This is a genomic window from Erwinia sp. 009765445 (assembly GCF_058137865.1).
The window spans coordinates 238,630-257,020 of sequence record NZ_JBYUWC010000005.1; the positions used below are offsets into that span (position 1 = coordinate 238,630).

21 protein-coding genes and 1 tRNA gene are annotated in these 18,391 nt (G+C 54.9%); 9 read left to right on the forward strand and 13 right to left on the reverse strand.

Annotated elements, in window-relative coordinates:
• Positions 1–21: 21 nt before the first annotated feature.
• Positions 22–1,212, reverse strand: a complete 1,191-nt coding sequence (rlmI, locus tag AC3Y5R_RS07115) for a 23S rRNA (cytosine(1962)-C(5))-methyltransferase RlmI (RefSeq protein ID WP_489920741.1) — start codon at positions 1,210–1,212, stop codon at positions 22–24.
• Between the two features lie 88 nt (positions 1,213–1,300).
• Between rlmI and yccX the strand changes: the two genes are divergently transcribed.
• Positions 1,301–1,579 (forward strand): acylphosphatase, encoded by a 279-nt coding sequence (gene yccX / locus AC3Y5R_RS07120; RefSeq protein ID WP_489920742.1) that lies wholly within the window; start codon positions 1,301–1,303, stop codon positions 1,577–1,579.
• A gap of 69 nt (positions 1,580–1,648) precedes the next feature.
• On the opposite strand, the gene tusE is transcribed toward yccX, so the two are convergent.
• Positions 1,649–1,975 carry a sulfurtransferase TusE gene (tusE, locus tag AC3Y5R_RS07125; protein WP_489920791.1) on the reverse strand — a complete coding sequence of 109 codons (327 nt, stop codon included), beginning with the start codon at positions 1,973–1,975 and terminating at the stop codon, positions 1,649–1,651.
• Positions 1,976–2,102: 127 nt separating this feature from the next.
• Positions 2,103–2,762, reverse strand: coding sequence for an FtsH protease modulator YccA (gene yccA / locus AC3Y5R_RS07130; protein WP_489920743.1), 660 nt, complete (start codon positions 2,760–2,762; stop codon positions 2,103–2,105).
• 218 nt (positions 2,763–2,980) lie between these two features.
• Between yccA and AC3Y5R_RS07135 the strand changes: the two genes are divergently transcribed.
• From AC3Y5R_RS07135 to AC3Y5R_RS07150, 4 genes are all read left to right on the forward strand, one after another.
• Positions 2,981–3,068: transfer RNA gene (locus AC3Y5R_RS07135), tRNA-Ser, on the forward strand.
• A 308-nt stretch (positions 3,069–3,376) separates the two neighbouring features.
• Positions 3,377–5,011 (forward strand): bifunctional glucose-1-phosphatase/inositol phosphatase, encoded by a 1,635-nt coding sequence (agp, locus tag AC3Y5R_RS07140; RefSeq protein WP_489920744.1) that lies wholly within the window; start codon positions 3,377–3,379, stop codon positions 5,009–5,011.
• Positions 5,012–5,032: 21 nt separating this feature from the next.
• On the forward strand, positions 5,033–5,461 hold the full coding sequence (locus AC3Y5R_RS07145; protein WP_489920745.1) for an ExbD/TolR family protein: 429 nt from the start codon (positions 5,033–5,035) through the stop codon (positions 5,459–5,461).
• A gap of 1 nt (position 5,462) precedes the next feature.
• Positions 5,463–5,621, forward strand: a complete 159-nt coding sequence (locus tag AC3Y5R_RS07150; RefSeq protein ID WP_489920746.1) for a hypothetical protein — start codon at positions 5,463–5,465, stop codon at positions 5,619–5,621.
• 257 nt (positions 5,622–5,878) lie between these two features.
• On the opposite strand, the gene AC3Y5R_RS07155 is transcribed toward AC3Y5R_RS07150, so the two are convergent.
• The 3 genes from AC3Y5R_RS07155 to wrbA all read right to left on the reverse strand — a co-directional run bounded on the left by AC3Y5R_RS07155 (position 5,879) and on the right by wrbA (position 8,276).
• On the reverse strand, positions 5,879–7,252 hold the full coding sequence (locus AC3Y5R_RS07155) for an NAD-dependent succinate-semialdehyde dehydrogenase (RefSeq protein WP_489920747.1): 1,374 nt from the start codon (positions 7,250–7,252) through the stop codon (positions 5,879–5,881).
• Positions 7,253–7,423: 171 nt separating this feature from the next.
• Positions 7,424–7,654, reverse strand: a complete 231-nt coding sequence (locus tag AC3Y5R_RS07160; protein WP_158784246.1) for a YccJ family protein — start codon at positions 7,652–7,654, stop codon at positions 7,424–7,426.
• Between the two features lie 22 nt (positions 7,655–7,676).
• Positions 7,677–8,276: an NAD(P)H:quinone oxidoreductase gene (gene wrbA / locus AC3Y5R_RS07165; protein ID WP_489920748.1), complete on the reverse strand. Its 600-nt coding sequence runs from the start codon at positions 8,274–8,276 to the stop codon at positions 7,677–7,679.
• Between the two features lie 375 nt (positions 8,277–8,651).
• On the opposite strand from wrbA, the gene AC3Y5R_RS07170 reads away from it, so the two are divergent.
• Both AC3Y5R_RS07170 and AC3Y5R_RS07175 read left to right on the forward strand, forming a co-directional pair.
• Entirely contained in the window at positions 8,652–8,831 is a 180-nt protein-coding gene (locus tag AC3Y5R_RS07170; protein ID WP_489920749.1) for a con-10 family general stress protein, read from the forward strand.
• 108 nt (positions 8,832–8,939) lie between these two features.
• Entirely contained in the window at positions 8,940–9,917 is a 978-nt protein-coding gene (locus AC3Y5R_RS07175; RefSeq protein ID WP_489920750.1) for a DMT family transporter, read from the forward strand.
• On the opposite strand, the gene rutG is transcribed toward AC3Y5R_RS07175, so the two are convergent.
• The 5 genes from rutG to rutA form a co-directional block, all read right to left on the reverse strand.
• Entirely contained in the window at positions 9,862–11,187 is a 1,326-nt protein-coding gene (gene rutG, locus AC3Y5R_RS07180) for a pyrimidine utilization transport protein G (protein WP_489920751.1), read from the reverse strand. The genes AC3Y5R_RS07175 and rutG overlap by 56 nt on opposite strands.
• Before the next feature lie 74 nt (positions 11,188–11,261).
• Entirely contained in the window at positions 11,262–12,107 is an 846-nt protein-coding gene (rutD, locus tag AC3Y5R_RS07185) for a pyrimidine utilization protein D (protein ID WP_489920752.1), read from the reverse strand.
• Between the two features lie 11 nt (positions 12,108–12,118).
• Complete coding sequence (gene rutC / locus AC3Y5R_RS07190) at positions 12,119–12,505, reverse strand: pyrimidine utilization protein C (RefSeq protein WP_158784240.1); 387 nt, start codon at positions 12,503–12,505, stop codon at positions 12,119–12,121.
• A 29-nt stretch (positions 12,506–12,534) separates the two neighbouring features.
• Positions 12,535–13,281 (reverse strand): pyrimidine utilization protein B, encoded by a 747-nt coding sequence (rutB, locus tag AC3Y5R_RS07195; RefSeq protein ID WP_489920753.1) that lies wholly within the window; start codon positions 13,279–13,281, stop codon positions 12,535–12,537.
• Positions 13,281–14,372 (reverse strand): pyrimidine utilization protein A, encoded by a 1,092-nt coding sequence (gene rutA / locus AC3Y5R_RS07200; RefSeq protein WP_489920754.1) that lies wholly within the window; start codon positions 14,370–14,372, stop codon positions 13,281–13,283. Before rutA ends, rutB begins: the two co-directional genes overlap by 1 nt.
• Before the next feature lie 280 nt (positions 14,373–14,652).
• Here rutA and rutR point away from each other — a divergent pair, with 280 nt between their 5' ends.
• Positions 14,653–15,315, forward strand: coding sequence for an HTH-type transcriptional regulator RutR (rutR, locus tag AC3Y5R_RS07205; RefSeq protein ID WP_489920792.1), 663 nt, complete (start codon positions 14,653–14,655; stop codon positions 15,313–15,315).
• A 33-nt stretch (positions 15,316–15,348) separates the two neighbouring features.
• On the opposite strand, the gene cycA is transcribed toward rutR, so the two are convergent.
• The gene (gene cycA, locus AC3Y5R_RS07210; protein ID WP_489920755.1) at positions 15,349–16,746 is read right to left on the reverse strand and encodes a D-serine/D-alanine/glycine transporter; all 1,398 of its coding nucleotides are present in this window, start codon (positions 16,744–16,746) and stop codon (positions 15,349–15,351) included.
• A 237-nt stretch (positions 16,747–16,983) separates the two neighbouring features.
• Here cycA and AC3Y5R_RS07215 point away from each other — a divergent pair, with 237 nt between their 5' ends.
• On the forward strand, positions 16,984–17,682 hold the full coding sequence (locus tag AC3Y5R_RS07215; RefSeq protein WP_489920756.1) for an extensin-like domain-containing protein: 699 nt from the start codon (positions 16,984–16,986) through the stop codon (positions 17,680–17,682).
• On the opposite strand, the gene AC3Y5R_RS07220 is transcribed toward AC3Y5R_RS07215, so the two are convergent.
• The gene (locus AC3Y5R_RS07220; RefSeq protein ID WP_489920757.1) at positions 17,679–18,344 is read right to left on the reverse strand and encodes a DUF4396 domain-containing protein; all 666 of its coding nucleotides are present in this window, start codon (positions 18,342–18,344) and stop codon (positions 17,679–17,681) included. The two genes, AC3Y5R_RS07215 and AC3Y5R_RS07220, sit on opposite strands and share 4 nt — an antisense overlap.
• Positions 18,345–18,391: the final 47 nt, after the last annotated feature.

An 18,391-nucleotide genomic window follows, 5' to 3' on the forward strand; every position in this document is an offset into this window, starting at 1 on the left:
GGCAGGGAAAGGGTTTTCAAGTCACAGAACGCGGCAGGCAAAACCTTTCAGGTACATACCTTCCGGGTAGCTGGCGATCACCGGGTGATCGGCAGCCTGCCGGAACTGCTCTAAAAATTGTACATCACGCTGTGCATCGAGTGCGGCATCCGCGATGATTTTCTGGAATAAATCCGTTGGCATCAGGCCGGAACAGGAGAACGTCAGCAGTATCCCACCGGGATTGAGCAGCTGCATCGCCAGCATATTAATGTCTTTATAGCCTCTGCAAGCACCGGTCAGTTGATTTTTGTTTTCAATGAATTTCGGCGGATCCATTACGATGAGGTCGAACTTCTCTCCGTTATCACGGTAGCGGCGCAGCAGTTTAAAGACATCGTCCCGCAGGAATTCAGCTTTTGACACATCCAGCCCGTTCAGCTCGACGTTCTGCCGGGCGATATCCAGTGCCGCCTGCGAAGTATCCACGCTGATCACCTGCTTACAGTTACCCATCAGGGCCGAAACCGCAAAGCCACCGGTATAGGAGAAGCAGTTCAGCACGCGGCCGCCTGTTGCGTAGCGGCGAGTGGCAAGACGGCTGTCACGCTGATCAAGGTAGTAACCGGTTTTATGGCCGGTCTGAATATCTACCAGCAATTTCATTCCGTGTTCGGTGATCGGCAGCAGTTCCGGCGGTGTTTCACCCAGCACCACGCCTTGTGTTAACTCAAGGCCTTCTTTTTTACGCACGGCTACGTCGGATCGATCGTAAATGGCGCATTCCGGATAGCATTGCTGCAGAGCGGTAATCAGGGCGGCACGCTGATATTCCGCGCCTGCAGAGAGCAGTTGCAGCACCAGGAAGTTGCCGAAGCGGTCAATGGTGATCCCCGGCAGGCCGTCAGATTCACCGGCAATCAGGCGGTAGCTGTCTAAATCGTCACGCTGGACCAGCCAGTCGCGCAGCTGCTGTGCCGCCTGCAGGCGTCTGACGAAAAAGTCGATATCAATGGACTCATCCTGCTGCCAGCTCCAGACGCGGGCGCGGATTTGCGACTCCGGGGACCAGGCGGCACGCGCCAGCCAGTTACCAAAGCTGTCGCAGACGTCAATGGTTTCACCCGACCGGGCTTTTCCTTCCATCCGGGCAACGGCACCGGAAAAGACCCAGGGATGGCGGCGGAGCAGAGACTTCTCACGCCCTTTGGCAAGAATCAAACGAACAGTCATATTTGCTATGCTTACAGTCAGAAAATCAGGCGTCATTGTCCGGTGACCGCCGCAAAATTGCAATCTGCGTCTCTGCAGGAGGGGAAAAATGGCAACTATCTGTACCCGAGCCTGGGTTCACGGTCTGGTTCAGGGCGTGGGCTTTCGTTACAGCACCCAACACGAAGCTAAGGCGCGAGGGCTGAAAGGGTACGCCCGTAATCTGGATGACGGCAGCGTGGAGGTGCTGGCATACGGTGAGGAAAGTGATGTGGAAGCGCTGATGCAGTGGCTGAAGGCGGGAGGGCCGCGCAGTGCCAGAGTGGACAAAGTACTGGCCGAACCTTTTCAGCCGCGGGAAGAGCCGAAGGGCTTTACTACGGGGTAGCGCCCGCGCCACGTTTCAGCCCGTTGTAAGGCTGAGCGGCACGGGGCAGATAACTACGGGGAGTGATGGTTACAGGCATTTTGCCGGTTTGGGCAGGCCAGCTATTTTGGTGGCCTGTTTGGCTGGCCCTTTGGGAAACAGGCGGAACAGATAGCGGCTGTTGCCTTTCTCTTCGCCAAATTTCTTTGCCATGGCTTTCACCAGCATGCGCACGGCTGGAGAGGTATTAAATTCAAGGTAAAATTCACGCACAAAATGCACCACTTCCCAGTGTGCTTCACTCAGCGTGATGTCTTCCTCTTCGGCCAGCAGCGGGGCGATGCTCTCACTCCAGTCAGCGGTTGACTTCAGATAGCCCTGCGCATCGCGCTCAATCTCTTTACCTTCGAACAACACCGTATTGCCTCTCTCTTCAATAATGGGCTGCAGTTTAGCAAAATTTACCTCTGGCTGGCACATCGGCAATTTGCCGTCAGGCAAAAAAAGCCCCGCAATGCGGGGCTTTCATTAATTGATCCTGCAATCAGTTGCTGCGTGATGACATCCCCAGGATGCTCAGCAGGCTGACGAAGATATTATAGATAGAGACATACAGGCTGACGGTGGCGCGGATGTAGTTAGTCTCGCCGCCGTGGATGATGTTGCTGGTTTCCCACAGGATTGCTCCCGAGGAGAACAGGACGAACATCACGCTGATTGCCAGATGCAGGGCCGGGATCTGCAGGAACATATTGGCCACCACGGCGACCAGCAGCACCACAAAACCTGCCATCATCATCCCGCCCAGGAAAGACATATCCTTACGGGTAGTCAGTACATAGGCCGAACAGCAGAAGAACACCAATGCGGTACCGCCCAGCGCCAGGCCGATCACATCTCCCATCCCTGCAGAAAGCAGGCTGTTGAGAACAGGACCCAGGCAATAACCCAGGAAGCCGGTAAAGGCGAACGCGGCCAGAAGACCGGTCGGGCTGTCAGCCAGGCGATAGGTCAGGAACATCAGACCATAAAAACCGACCAGCATCAGGATAAATCCCGGAGCGGGCAGGGCGAAGACGGTACTCAGAGTCGCGGTTACAGCGGAGAAGGCCAGCGTTAACCCCAGCAGGAAATAGGTATTACGCAGAACCTTGTGGGTGGAAATTAACGAACTTTGCCGTGCGCTTGTTACGATGCGATCCATAAAAAAGGCCTCTCAGGGTCACCAAATTAACAGTGAGAATAGGGATCCCACCGAAGCGGGGGAAGGCGTTTTACCCTTCTTTACGCGATAACCTGCTGTTTCTGTGAACGGGATGGTGAATATAACGACAAATAAGCGGCGATCGGCTGTTTTTACGGCAGTTGAATCAAAACCCACTTTACATCGCCAGGGAGGATGTTTATAGTGCGCCTCATTGCGGAGGGGTGGCCGAGTGGCTGAAGGCACCGGTCTTGAAAACCGGCGACGGGAAACCGTTCGAGAGTTCGAATCTCTCCTCCTCCACCATCAAATTCAACGGGTCAGCTCAGGCTGGCCCGTTTTGCTTTCTGACTTTCCTCCTCAAGATCAGGCGTCTTCTTCTGACAATCGATCAGAGTATTCCAAAAAACATCTTGTTTCTTTTCAATCTCCTGATGCGTCTCAACCGCAAAAGCGATAGTCTGCTATATTGTCAACACGAATGATAAGGCCCTGTCCGGCCCTTTTCCCCTGGAGCGTTGTGGCGAGTATCATCTGTGCTGTTTTGAAATTTTGCCAGCTGCATCGCCTTTTCCCGGCCGGGTGATTTACCCTTGAATCAATGGAAAAAACACATGATTAAAAAGTTTAGTCTCTGCGCGTTAGCGGTCTGCTCAGCAGTGAGTGGGATTTCAGCTTATGCGGCCGATGACAATTATCAGCTTGAACAAGTGTTAATGATGAGTCGTCATAACCTTCGTGCGCCGCTGGCCGACAATGGTAGCGCGCTGGCTCAGTCCACTAAAAAAGCCTGGCCGCAATGGGATGTGCCGGGAGGACAGCTGACGACCAAGGGAGGAATACTGGAAGTCTACATGGGTCACTATACCCGTGAATGGCTGGCACAGCAGGGACTGGTGAAAGAGGGCGAATGTCCGGCCAGCGATGACATCTATGCCTATGCAAACAGCCTGCAGCGTACCGTTGCCACCGCGCAGTACTTTATTACCGGCGCGTTCCCGGGCTGTGATATTCCAGTTTCCCATCAGGATGAAATGGGTGCCATGGACCCGGTGTTCAATCCGGTGATCACCGACGGCAGCGAAGCATTTAACAAGCAGGCGCTGACCGCAATGAATAGCGCGGGCGAGAAGCTGGCGCTGAAGCCGGCTTTCCAGCGTCTGGAGAAAATCATCGATTACAAGAATTCTCCGGCCTGTAATGGCAAGAAAGAGTGCGATCTCTCCAGCGACAATCAGAACAAATTCTCTGCAGAGAATGGCAAAGAGCCAGGCGTGTCCGGCCCGCTGAAGGTGGGTAACTCGCTGGTGGATGCTTTCACCCTGCAATATTACGAAGGGATGCCGCTGGATCAGGTCGCCTGGGGGCAAATTAAAACGCCTGAGCAGTGGAAAGAGCTGTCTGCAATCAAAAATGCCTATCAGGACACGCTGTTTACTTCTCCGGACGTGGCACGTGACGTGGCCGCTCCGCTGGTGGACTATATCCGCAGCATGCTGGTCGATGAAGATAAAGCCAATGCGCCGAAAGTGACGCTGATGGTGGGACATGACTCAAATATTGCCTCGCTGCTGACCGCGCTGGATTTCAAACCTTACACGCTGCCAGAGCAGAACGAGCGCACGCCAATTGGCGGGATGATTCAGTTCCAGCGCTGGCACGACAAGAAAAACAATCAGGAACTGGTGAAGGTGGAATACGTTTACCAGAGTGCCGATCAGCTGCGTAACGCAACGCCGCTGTCACTGGCTACGCCACCGAAGCGAGTGATGCTGGAAATGAACGGCTGTAAGACTGATGCTAACGGCTTCTGCCCTTGGGATCAGTTTACTCAGGTACTGAACAAGGCGATCCAGGGAACGCTGATGGCTGTTGCCCAGCCTGAAGCTGCCGCACCAGCGCCAGCACCTGAGGCCACGGCTCCAGCACCGGCTGCTGCTGGCGACAAACCGGCAGACAAAGTGGCTGCTGATAAGGCCGCTGCCGATCAGGCAGCTGCCGACAAAGCCGCGCAGGCGAAGGCTTCGGCCGATAAGGCCGCTGAAGATAAAGCAGCAGCGGATAAAGCCGCAAAAGAGAAGGCCGCCGCCGACAAAGCCGCTGCTGACCAGGCAGCCAAAGAGAAGGCTGCTAAAGATAAAGCTGAGAAAGCGAAAGCAGAGAGCAAAAACAATGCACCGCAGGCAGAGAAACCACAGGGCGAAAATGCTACCGGCGATGCGGATAAAACTCCGGCCTCTAACGGCTAAATAAAATCACCCTGACAGCAATTGCTGAACAAAACTAACCGCTCCTGCCCGGGAGCGGTTTTTTACTTTGCCTCCTGGAAAACCGCCGCTTTCAGCAGAATATTCCCTCCTGGCTACCCAGGATTAATCGTAATAGTAATCAAAAATCCTCGCAGAGTTCTGCAGGTTGCTGTATTTCCAGCGATCGCTGCCAGAACGACCCAGGAACTGAAGCCTCAGCAGAAGGTCATCCTGACGCCTGGCGTAGAGAACGTTCTGCAACTCGACGGGAAAGATCTGCTGCTGACTTCGCTGGTTGAGCGTTTACGCCAGCAACAAAAAGGCGATGAAAAGACCACCATCATTGTTAACAGTGACAAAGGTGTGCCAGTGGGGCGCCTGGTGGAAGTGATGGACAGATTGCGCCAGGGAAGTTTCGTCTCCATATCCATTGCCATCCGGAAGCGCTGATATGTTCCTGCTCTATCGCATCCATCATCTGCTGAGCTGGTTACCGGCACTGGTCGTGTTGCTGGGGATCTGGCAGCTCAGTAAGCAGGCACCGCTGAAATTTCAGCCTTACTATGATCAAAGCACACTGGAACTGGTGCTCGCTGGAACACATTCATGAAACGGGATTGTTGATCCACAGCGTCAGGTATGTGCATTTTCCTGAGGCCAGCAGCGGGCCGATTCCTTACGCCCGGATGTTGCACAGTAAAGTGATGACGCTGGATGGTAGCCACAGCTGGATCGGCTGTTTCACCCACTCTGGCAAAGCGACTATGCGCATGTGCTGGGGCAGGAGACGGAACCTGCCAACCAGGCGCCCACGCCCTGACATAAAAAAAGCGGAGCTGAATGCTCCGCTTCTTTTTTACTGGAGGCTTAGCTGGTGCTGACCACCACCAGTTTCTGGTTCACAAACTCTTTGATCCCCAGATCGGAAAGCTCGCGGCCATAGCCGGAACGTTTCACGCCACCAAAGGGCAGCTCCGCTGAGGTGTCGCTGGCTGAGTTGATATAAACCATGCCGGTTTCAATGCGCGAAGCGAGTTTCTTGCCGCGCTCAATATCGCGGGTAAAGACAGCGCCGCCGAGGCCATAATGTGAGTCATTGGCCAGTTTCACCACTTCATCATCATTTTTGACCACGTAAACCTGTGCTACCGGGCCGAAGAACTCTTCGAAGTAAGCCGGATTGTCACGGGTAATGCCCGACAGGATGGTTGGCTGGTAAAAGCAGCCTTCGCCTTCTACCACTTTGCCACCAATATGCAGTTTCGCGCCTTTAGCCACGGCATTCTCAACCTGTTTAACCAGCGTATCGCGGGCTGTGGAGGAGGAGAGCGGGCCAAGCGTGGTGCTCTCGATTAGCGGATCGCCAATCTTCACTTCACGAAACGCCTGGGTGAATTTCTCCAGGAAGGCGTCGGCCACTTTTTCGTGCACGATAAAGCGTTTGGCAGCGGTGCAGACCTGGCCGCAGTTACTCAGGCGCGCGCCAACGCCAGCCTTAACGGCTTTATCCAGATCGCTGTCATCCAACACCACAAATACGTCGTTGCCGCCGAGTTCGAGGGTGGTTTTCTTCAGGTATTTACCGGCCTGTTGGGCGACTGCGCTACCGGCTCGTTCAGAACCAGTCAGCGCAGCCCCCTGAACCCGGTCGTCGGCAATCAGCGAAGCTACCTGTTCGTTGCTGATAAACAGATTGGTCCAGGCTCCTTTAGGTGCCCCGGCCTCGGTCACCAGTTCTTCGAAGAGCGTGGCGCAGTGAGGCACGTTAGCCGCATGTTTTGCCAGCACGGGGTTACCGGCTGCAAGGTTAGGGGCCAGAACGCGCATCAGCTGATAGAATGGAAAGTTCCACGGCTCGACGGCAACCAGCACACCAATAGGGTGATTCTCGACCCAGGCTTCACCCAGCTCGCTGGGGTAAAGGGTAGGGGCCAGAAAACGTTCGGCATTTTCAGCATAGTAGCGGGCAATCTGTGAACAGATTTTCACTTCGCCCCGGCTCTGGTTGATCAGTTTACCCATTTCCACACTGGCGGCTTTCGCCAGCTCTTCCACACGACCGTCAATCAGATCCGCCAGCTTTTTAAGCACCTGCACACGTGGCTGAATCGGACCTTTCGACCAGTTGGAATGGTAGAGATTGTCAGCGAGAGTCAGTGCCTGCTCAACCTGCTGATCGTTATGATCGGTCCAGGATTTAATCAGCTTATTCGTGGCGGGATTGATCGTCTGATAAGACATACGGCTCTCCTCTTCGGGTAATCTGCCTGGCAGTCAGGCGATGAACGTGGGTAAAGCGTAGTAGACAAACTGCTGGTTTCACAACGTTATCAGTTTGGTGAATAATGCAGTTTAAGGGTTTTAAACGACAAAAAGGGCGGAAATTTCCGCCCTGTTTACCGAATGCGCCTGCTAGACGTTTTTTCTCTCGACAACTTTGTTGTCCCAGGTCAGCACGTCTTTATCGGTTTTGTCGAAGGCCCGCAGTAAAACTTCATCGCTGCCCTGTTGCTCCCAGATACCTTCAGCCAGTCTCTCGTCGTAATTCGCTACTTCAAAAATGGCTTCAGCGATTTCGGGGGAGGTGGCTCGTAGGCTGGCCCATTCTCCCACGTGATGTGCTTTAGATTGTTGAGTTGCCATAATGGTCTCCTGTGAGTTGAGATTATCCGTTCAGTCTGACCGCCAGTCCGGCGACATACTCACCCTGATAACGGGCGATATTCAGCTCTTCTTCACTGGGTTGACGCGATCCGTCGCCGCCCGCAATGGTGGTGGCACCGTAAGGCGTTCCGCCGCGCACCTGCGAGATATCAAATAATTCTTTGGTGCCATAACCAATTGGCACGATGACCATGCCGTGGTGGGCAAGAGTGGTCCAGGTTGAGGTGATGGTCTGCTCCTGTCCGCCGCCGGTACCGGTCGAGGAGAATACGCTCGCCAGCTTGCCGTACAGCGCACCCGAAGCCCACAGACCGCCAGTACGATCCAGGAAATTACGCATCTGCCCGGCCATGTTGCCGAAGCGGGTAGGGGTACCCAGCAGAATAGCATCGTAGTGGGCTAACTCATCCGGCGTGGCAACCGCTGCTGCCTGAGCGGTTTTACCGCCGACCTGAGCGAAGCGTTCTGCGTCCATCGTTTCCGGCACGCGCTTGATGGTAACCTCGGCACCACTAACGCGCTTTGCCCCTTCGGCAACCGCATTCGCCATGGTTTCTATGTGTCCGTACATGGAATAGTAAAGCACTAAAATCTTAGCCATCTGTCACTCCCTGATTGGGTTTACTGGGTTTTCGTCTGAAAAAACCGGCTGCAGACTGGCGTTCGGAGCCAGACTTCTGAGTATAGTTGAGGCTGGTTAAGGCTGCCTGGCAGAGGCACTATTGTAGCTAAAAAAGCGCCGGTAACGGCTTTTTTACTGGTTGATATATTAATATTGACAATGAAGCTTCTCAGGCATTTCAGCCCCAAAAAGACCGGGGCCGTTCACGTTTTTCAGAAATCACTCCCGCTCACCAGCTGATAATCTATGCTTAATAACGCGACAGGGGGCTGAGTATCCCGATAAAGTCGCGGTGGTAAGCCTCTGGCTACCGCGTTAATGCAATATGATGGCTTAACTATTCGGAGGTAAGAAATGGCAGAACATCGTGGAGGATCTGGAAATTTCGCTGAAGACCGTAAAAGAGCATCAGAAGCAGGTCGCAAAGGCGGTAAAGCCAGCGGAGGGAATTTTAAAAATGACCCTCAGCGTGCCTCGCAGGCTGGTGAAAAGGGAGGACGCAACAGCCGTGGCAGTCGGACTAAAACTGACTGACTGGTGAGTTCGTCCCTGAACCGCCGGGATTGTCCCGGCGGTCATCTCTGAGTTGACCCTGGCAGCCTCTCCCTGCAAACTGGCACCCAATTTTGATTCGGGCCTGCTATGTCCTCCTTCTTCTCACGCTATAAATTCGCCTTTAATGCCCAGGAACTGGTTCTGGTGTTGATCACCATGGTCTGGGGTGGCACTTTCCTGGCTGTTCACCATGCAATGACGGTTAGTGGGCCTTTCTTCTTCGTGGGGAGTCGTTTTGCCATGGCGGCGCTGATGCTGGGCGTGATTTCATGGCGCTCACTGAGTGGACTGAACTGGGCTGAAATCAAAGCCGGAACCCTGATCGGCATTGCCATCGCCTGGGGTTATGGTTTGCAAACTTACGGGATGCAGACCATTTCCAGCAGCAAATCCGCTTTTATCACCGCCATGTACGTCCCGCTGGTGCCGCTGCTGCAATGGCTTTTTCTCGGCCGTCTGCCAGGGCTGATGTCGTGGATTGGCGTGGGACTGGCTTTTGCCGGTCTGATGCTGATCGCCGGGCCTGATGGCGATACTCTGGCTTTTAACGCCGGAGAGATAGCCACGCTGGTCAGCACGCTGGCGATTGCCGCAGAAATCATCCTGATTGGTGCCAGCGCCGGGAAAGTGGATGTGAAACGGGTGACCATTGTGCAGCTCGCGGTGGCATCTCTTGTGGCGTTTCTGCTGATGGTTCCCAATGGGGAGTCCGTGCCGCCATTTTCACCTTATCTGCTGTTCAGCGCGATGGGCCTGGGCATTGCCAGCGCGGTGATTCAGGTGACGATGAACTGGGCGCAGCGCAGCGTTTCGCCCACCCGCGCCACGGTCATCTATGCCGGGGAGCCGGTCTGGGCAGGTATCGTTGGCCGTCTGGCCGGGGAGCGCTTACCGGGGCTGGCGTTAATTGGCGGGGCGCTGATTGTGGCAGGGGTACTGGTCAGCGAGCTTAAACTTAAAAGGAAAAAAAAGCGAAGGAGATCCCTTCGCCTGATGAAGCCGGAGCGGGTTAACTGTCCTGACGGATCTCGCTGCCCGCCAGAGCGGTTGCCCGGCGATGGGTGAGAATGGCATTGAGAATAATCGCGCCAAACGTCGCCGTACCGATCCCGCCCATGGTGAAACTGCCGATCTTCAGTGCAAAGTCCCCGGCACCCAGTACCAGAGTAACTGCCACCATAATCAGATTACTGTTTTGCCCCAGGTCCACGTTGTTCTGTACCCAGATACGAGCGCCCGCCACTGCAATCAGTCCGAAGACCACGATGGAGGCACCGCCGATCACCGGGCCGGGAATGGTGTGGATTAGCGCACCAAATTTAGGCGAAAAGCCCAGCAGAATGGCGATGGCTGCCGCCGCCACAAATACCAGCGTGGAGTAAACTTTGGTGACCGCCATCACGCCGATATTCTCGGCATAGGTGGTCACGCCGCTGCCACCGAATCCTCCCGACAACATGGTGGCCAAGCCGTCGCCGACAAAGGCGCGTCCCATATAAGGGTCTAGAGTCCTGCCGGTCATTCCCGCCACGGCTTTAATATGGCCGAGGTTTTCGGCTACCAGAATGACCGCCACCGGAGCCATCATAAACATTGCATGACTGTCGAAAATCGGGCTGGTGGCGGTCGGCAGGCCGAACCACGCAGCCTGAGAGATCAGGTTCAAATCAACGGGTTTGTCCAGACCGAGGCCATTGGTCAGCAGGGCATAGATTGCGCAGGCGGCGATCAGGCCGATGAGGATCAGCAGACGTTGCACCATCCCGCGGGTGAACACGGCAACAATCCCAATACAGACCACAGTCATCACCGCTATCCAGCTGTCAAACATCGAGCCGGATACGCCATGCACTGCAATCGGGGCGAGATTCAGGCCAATCGCCATTACTACTGCGCCGGTCACCGCTGGCGGCATCAGCTTTTCAATCCAGCGGGTGCCTGCCTTCATCACCACAAAGCCAATCATGGTGTACACCAGGCCACAGGCAATAATCCCGCCCAGCGCCACGTCGAGATGTGGGTTCAGCCCCTGACCGTTGAACCCGGTCACTGCTATCACCACGCCAACAAAAGCCGCGCTGGAACCGAGATAACTGGGGACGCGCCCGCCAGTAATGACAAAAAACAGCAGCGTACCGATCCCGGACATCAGGATCGACAGATTAGGATCGAGACCCATCAATAACGGCATCAGCACTGTGGCACCAAACATTGCCACTGCGTGCTGCAGCCCCATAACCATCGTCTGACCCAGCGGTAACGTTTCGTCAGGCGCTACTATGCCCTGCGCTGACGCGGTCTTTTTACGCCATTGGGGAAACCAGGAACTGGCCATCGTCTTCTCCTTACTCCAGGGAACAGGCATCGGTAACGGAAAGATCCCGCCAGCCGTCAGGGGTGCGTGGGTCGTTATACAGGGTTTCTGACACCAGGATGTTCAGCACTGCTGTCATAACGACTCCGGTTTGGGCTGGCTGGCTGAGTCTCAGCCAGCCAGGCCAGTAAAATCCGGTTAAAAGTGCTGCTGTCCGTCACGCTCATCGCGTGCCCGCCCCAGGCCATTTTTTTCAGGCTTGCATTGGGCAGCGCGTCATAAAGCGTTTCCGAACAGGTCCAGGGAACCAGCAAATCATCCTGCGAGCAGACCAGCAGCACCGGCTGGGTGATATCGCCTGCCTGCGGCGTAAAATCACACTGCATCAGCGCATGCAGGCGACGCAGCAAATTCTCCATTCCCTGGAAGTGAGCGGTATGCAGGGCGTCTTCCGCTTCAATACGCGCCTGGTTTTCGGCAAGCCAGTCGGCCGGATAGAGAAACAGCGGCTGTGCCCGTATATAGGCTTCGATCCCCACGTTGAGGAGCAGTTCCTGACGCACGGTGAAGCAACGGCGGGTATGGGCGTTCAGGCGCAGCCAGCCGTTAACAATCACCAGTCCGGTCACCCTGTCGGGAAAATCCAGCGCCATCTGCATCGCCACCATTCCGCCCAACGCATGGCCCACGACCGTATACTGTTCGATACCAAGTTCTGCCAGCGCAGCCGCCAGTTCAGCAGCCATATCACGCATGCTGTAACCCTCAGGCAGGGCATCAGGGCTTCGCCCGGTTCCGCGCTGGTCATAAACCACCACGCGATACTGATTGCGCAGCTCGTTGAGCTGCGGCAACCAGAAAGAGGCCGAACCACCTAATCCGGCGGAGAGAACCAGCGTTATGGCCTCCGGATGCTGCAAGCCTGACAGTTCAATGTGCATACTGTTCTCCGCTACTTACCGATATGCGCGACGGTGGCAATCTCAATCAGCGCGTCTGGCTTCACCAGGCCGCACTGAATGCAGAACCGGGCTGGTTTATCACCGGGAAAATAGTCGGCATAGACCGAGTTCACGGCGGCGTAATTGCTCCAGTCAGTCAGAAAGACCGAGTTAAACGTGACGTCATCCATCGTGCCACCGGCTGTCTCAATCACGCTTTTGATCGTTTCCAGCACGTGGCGGGTCTGGGCGGCGGCGTCACCGACGTGCACCACGTTATTGTCTTTATCAAATGGCAGTGTGCCCGAGACATAAACCACCCCATCAGCCAGCGTGCCCGGAACAAAAGGCGCAATGGGAATGCTGGTGCCCGGCGGGGTAATGATCGTTTTTGGCATCGGATTCTCTCCAGTCAGATATGCAGTTTTTATGCCGTTTGTTGCAGCGTGGCGCTTTCCGTTTGCAGGGCAGTGCAGAACGTTGTCACGTCTGATACCCAGCCGAAGAAGGTTTCAATATTGAAAATCGCCGCCTGTTGGGCAAAGGCTGGGCCAGCCTGATAGGTGGCGTCTTCCAGCACGATGCCAAAATATTCCAGGAAGAACCCGTCGCGCAGGGTGGACTCCACACAGACATTGGTGGCGATACCGGTAAAAATCAGGTGGCGGATGCCACGGCTGCGTAACATGCTGTCGAGTGGGGTATTAAAAAAACCGCTGTAGCGGGGTTTCGGCAACACAATATCCCTGGGTTGCGGCTGAAGCTGGTCAACGAGGTCATAATCCCAGCTGCCTTTGGAGAGCAGCTTGCCTTCCAGTTCAGGCCGGGCGCGCATGGTTTTCAGCGCGTTTGATTTGTGCCAGTTTGGTGAGCCAGGGCCGCCTGCCTCAACGTACTGGTCGTCCCAGCCGTTCTGAAACCAGATGATCTGGATCCCCGCTTCGCGTGCAGCCTTCACCGCGATATTGATTTTATCGATCACCGGACGGGTGGCTGAAACGTCAAATCCGGCCAGGTCCAGGTAACCTCCGGTGGTGGCATAGGCATTCTGCATATCCACCACGATCAGGGCAGTCTGCTCTGGCGGGAAGGCTATGGCTTCCGGGCGGGCGCTCAGGGTTACGTTGTTTTTGCTGGATGCGGTGGTGCACACTACGGTTTCTCTGCTGTTCATCAGGCAACCTCCTTCGCGGCTTCAATGGTATCAATACGGCACTTCATCAGCGGCTGGATGCGCTCGCCGAAGTTTTCAATTCCCTGCAGGAAATCATCAAAAGTCAGCAGTACGCCATGAGTCCCTTCGACCGTGGCGACTTCATCCAGCATCCGGGCAACGTTAGCGTAAGAACCAACCAGCGTGCCCATATTGATATTCACTGCCGAGGTGGGATCGGCCATCTGACGCACATTGGTATCGCTGCCGGAACGTTTATCCTGCTGGCTTTGCGTGGTCAGCCAGGCTAATGCTTCGTCGTCCGCCCCCTCTTTGTAATGCTCCCATTTAGCGCGGGCTGCCTCGTCGGTTTCATCGGCAATGATCATAAATAGCACGTATGAACCAACATCACGCCCGGCCTCTTCGGCGGCTTTTTTCATCCTTGTGGCAGTTGGTGCGAAAGCGGTTGGTGTGTTAACGCCCTTACCAAAGCAGAAGTTGTAATCCGCGTGTTTTGCTGAGAAGGCCATCCCGGCATCACTTTGCCCGGCGCAAATGACTTTCATTGGCTGCTGTGGCTGCGGGCTGAGCCGGCAATCGTTCATGGTAAAGAACTCACCTTTCAGATCGGACTTGCCCGTGCCCCACAGATCGCGCAGCACGGTGACATATTCAGTCAGGTAGTCGTAGCGGCGGGAGAAGTAGTCATCGCCAGGCCACATTCCCATCTGGTCATATTCAGGCTTCTGCCAGCCGGTAACGAGGTTTACACCGAAGCGGCCGCCAGAGATGGAGTCCACCGTCGAGGCCATGCGGGCAACAATCGCCGGAGGAAGCGTGAGGGTGGCGGCGGTGGCATAAATTTCAATGCGTGAGGTGACGGCAGCCAGACCGGCCATCAGAGTGAAAGATTCCAGGTTATGGTCCCAGAATTCAGTTTTACCGCCAAAGCCGCGCAGCTTAATCATCGACAGGGCAAAATCGAAGTGATAATGCTCGGCCTTCAGTACGATGGCTTTGTTCAGCTCAAAGGTTGGCATGTACTGAGGGGCGTGGGTGGAAATCAGCCAGCCGTTGTTGCCGATCGGGATAAATACACCAATTTTCATAGGGATACCTTAATGTCTGACAGGGTTATCTTTCCCGCGCTGCGGTGCATCCTGCGAGTCCCTTGAGGGCGGCGCTCAAAGGGATAATTGCAAGGGCTGTGCCAGGACACGAAAAAAGGTTGATATTCAGATAGTTGAATAATTTGTGTTAAAATAATATGGAGTACATGGTCTGAAACAGACCATTTGGTAAAAAAATGTGCACAAAAAGCAGGCAGACATGTTCAATAAAAGTGCACAGGCCGGTACGGGAAGGTTTGATATACTCCCTGCCACCCACATGGATCATGGAGTCACGGTGAATTCATCAGATAAGACAGTGAAGGCGCCAACCCGGCGTTCACGGGCGGTGGCCGCCAAGCGAACCGCGATCCTGAACGCCGCACTTGAGCTTTTCTCACAGTATGGCGTCCACGGCACCAGTCTGGATAAAGTGGCTGAGGGCGCAGATGTATCAAAAACCAATTTGCTCTATTACTTTCCCTCGAAAGAAGCGTTGTATATTGCGGTGCTCAAAAATATTCTTGATGTCTGGCTGGCCCCACTTCGGGCGCTGCGAAACGACCAGCAGCCGCTGGAGGCGATACGGGACTATATCCGTCTAAAGCTGGAGGTTTCACGCGATCATCCCCAGGCCTCAAGGTTGTTCTGCATGGAGATGCTGCAGGGTGCGCCGTTGCTGAAAGGGGAGCTGGAAGGCGATCTCAGGGAGCTGGTTGATGAAAAGTCGGCGGTGATTGAGGGCTGGATTAAGGCCGGGAAACTGGCGGCGGTGGAACCGCACCATCTGATCTTTATGTTGTGGGCCACCACCCAGCACTACGCTGATTTTGCCAGTCAGGTTGAGGCGGTAACCGGTCAGACACTCAGTGATGAAGGATTCTTTCAGCAGACGGTGGAAAATGTCCAGCGTATGGTCATTGAAGGGATTCGGGTGCGCTGAACAGCCTGAGCCGCTCAGCGCACCCTGTTGCGACTATCTGGCTGCCTTTCTCTGCCGCAGCCACCAGCCGATGCCCAGCATGATAAACCACAGCGGCGTCACCATCAGTGCCTGACGGGTGTCCTCTTCCAGCGAGAGCAGTACCAGCACAAAGGCAAAGAAGGCAATACAAACCCAGCACATGAATTTGCCCAGCGGCATCTTGTAAACCGACTCTGCGTGCAGCTGAGGGCGCTGCTTGCGGTAGGCCAGGTAGGAGCAGAGGATGATCGTCCAGACAAACATAAACAGAATGGCTGAGACGGTGGTCACCAGGGTGAACACTTTCATCACGTTCGGGATCAGATAAATCAGCGCCACGCCTGCCAGTAGGCACAGGCAGGAGAAGAACAGCCCTGTGGTGGGGACGGCACGGCGGGAAAGCATACCGAAGCGGCGATGAGCCACACCCTGCTGCGCCAGACCGTACAGCATCCGGCTGGTGGAGAAAATACCGCTGTTAGCCGAGGACGCTGCCGAAGTCAGTACCACAAAGTTGACGATGCTGGCGGCGGCTGGCAGGCCAATCAACACAAACATCTCAACGAATGGGCTGCGGTCAGCCACGACCTGATCCCACGGCGTCACGGCCATGATCACCAGCAGGGCGAAGACGTAAAACATAATGATGCGCAGTGGGATGGCATTGATGGCACGTGGAAGTACCTTTTTCGGGTCATGCGTCTCCGCCGCTGCGGTACCTACCAGCTCAATGCCCACAAACGCAAACACCGCAATCTGGAAACCAGCAAAGAAGCCGCTCAGCCCTTTCGGGAACATGCCGCCGTGATCCCAGATATTGTTGATGGCAGCCGTACCGCCGCCCGGAGAAGGGTAGTGCATGGCAACCAGCACAATACCGGTGGCAATCAGCGCCACAATGGCGACGATTTTGATGATCGCAAACCAGAACTCCATTTCACCGAACAGCTTCACCGTGGCGATATTCAGCGACAGGAAAACCACGATGCACAACAGGGCGCTCATCCAGATCGAGAAGTCCGGGAACCACAGCTGAAAGTAGGAGCTTATCGCCACCACGTCGGCAATGCCCGTGACCACCCAGCAGAACCAGTAGGTCCAGCCGGTAAAGTAGCCCGCCCACGGGCCGAGCAGATCGGCAGCGAAATCGCTGAATGATTTATACTCGAGGTTCGACAGCAGCAGCTCGCCCATGGCGCGCATAACGAAAAACAGCATAAAACCGATGATCATATAAACAAAGATGATCGAGGGGCCAGCCAGGCTGATGGTTTTGCCGGAGCCCATAAACAGCCCGGTGCCGATGGCACCACCAATGGCGATCAGTTGGATATGTCGGTTGTGGAGATTACGCTGGAGCTCGCCCGGTGCCTCTTCGCTCAGGGGCGTTGCTTTTGATTGGTCAACCATAACGGTATGCCTGTCCTTAACTTGATGTTGTGTCAGCTCTGCAGGCTGTTATTTAATCTGGTAAAAAACCATGTTTGCAGCCATAAGATAGTGTAAATGTACGGCTGACAGCTAACTCTTTTTCACAAGCGTGAGGGATATCCGGACCGATCGCGCAAAAACGCCTCTACACTTTATTTCACATACCGGGCGGAAGGTTTCGCTGGTGGGCAACCCGTGTTGGGTAAAGGGGGATGAATGAAAGGAGTGATTGTGCTTGCTGCGGTAATCTTGTTGATACTGGCGGTCATACCCTGGCTGGAAAAGAACCTTCCCCCACAATGGAATCCCTTTACGCCTCTGCAGGTCACTGATGCTCCCACTTTGGTCACCCGTTACAAGCTGAAGAAGCTGGACCGGGATCCTGCCGCCTGTCTGACCGTGTTGAAAATCGCGCAACAGCAGGGTTATATGCGCTTCACTCAGCCAACCCCGGTTAGCGGGACCTGTCCGCTGCCAGCGCCTGTGCGGGTGGAAAACTTTGGCGATGTTCGTTTGAGTTCCAGCTTTCTTGCCAGCTGTCCGCTGGCACTCAGCACCACAATGTTTGTGGTGCAGTCTGCTAAACCGCTGGCTGCAGCAGAGCTGGCTTCACCGCTGGCGCGGATCGATCATCTGGGCAGCTATGCCTGCAGAAATATTTACCACCGTGCAGAAGGGCGTCTTAGTGAGCATGCTACCGCGGATGCGCTGGATATTGCCGGATTCAGGCTGAAAAATGGCGAACAGATTAACGTACTGAAAGAGTGGTCACGGCAGCAACCTCAGGGACACTGGCTGCAGCAGGTTTTCCGGCAGAGCTGCCAGTATTATGGCAATTCCCTGGGGCCTGAGTACAACAGCGCACACGCTAACCACTTCCACCTGGGTATGCGTGGCTTTAGCGTCTGCCGCTAGAAAGCCGGCTTAATGCCCCGTTGCAGCAGGAATTTATTGGCTGGCCAGGCAAAAACGAAGCCAGTGATTAGCGCCAACTGCATCATAAACCAGAAATGCAGCATCAGCGGTTCGATTTGGTTGTGCAAAATAAAGCGAAACGCCAGCGACATATAGAGATACATCCCGGCCTGATAAACAATCAGTGAAAAAATATCACTTTTGATTGCCCGCCAGAAAGCAAGAAATATCGAAATCCCTTCTATTTGCCGTAGCGCAAAAAACTGCAGCATTACCCCGAAAAGTAATGACAGTGCCAGAGAAATAACGGCATGAGTCAGGATTACGGAATGAAAGGGAAGGGTATTCATCAGTGAAACGGTCGGAATGGAAATGATGTCACCCAGCACACAGCCCGCCGCACAGAGGCTGGTAGAGGAAAACAGTTGCCGGAGGGCGGGCGGTTGGGAACCTCTTCTGCTCAACAGAGGGGAAGCCGAACGGTTTTTACGGGCGAAAAACCACCAGGCCAGCCAGCCGAAAAAGGGCATATACAGGCCGGTCACCGGCCAGACCAGGTTCATGATCCTGACGGGCTGGGGATAACGGATAAGATCTTTCAGGATCATCAGCGAGGTGCAGACACCCAGAAGAATGAACAACATTGCCAGTCTGTCTAACATCACTATTTCCTTATCGGGATAATGACCAGATGGAGAAGTCGTTTGAT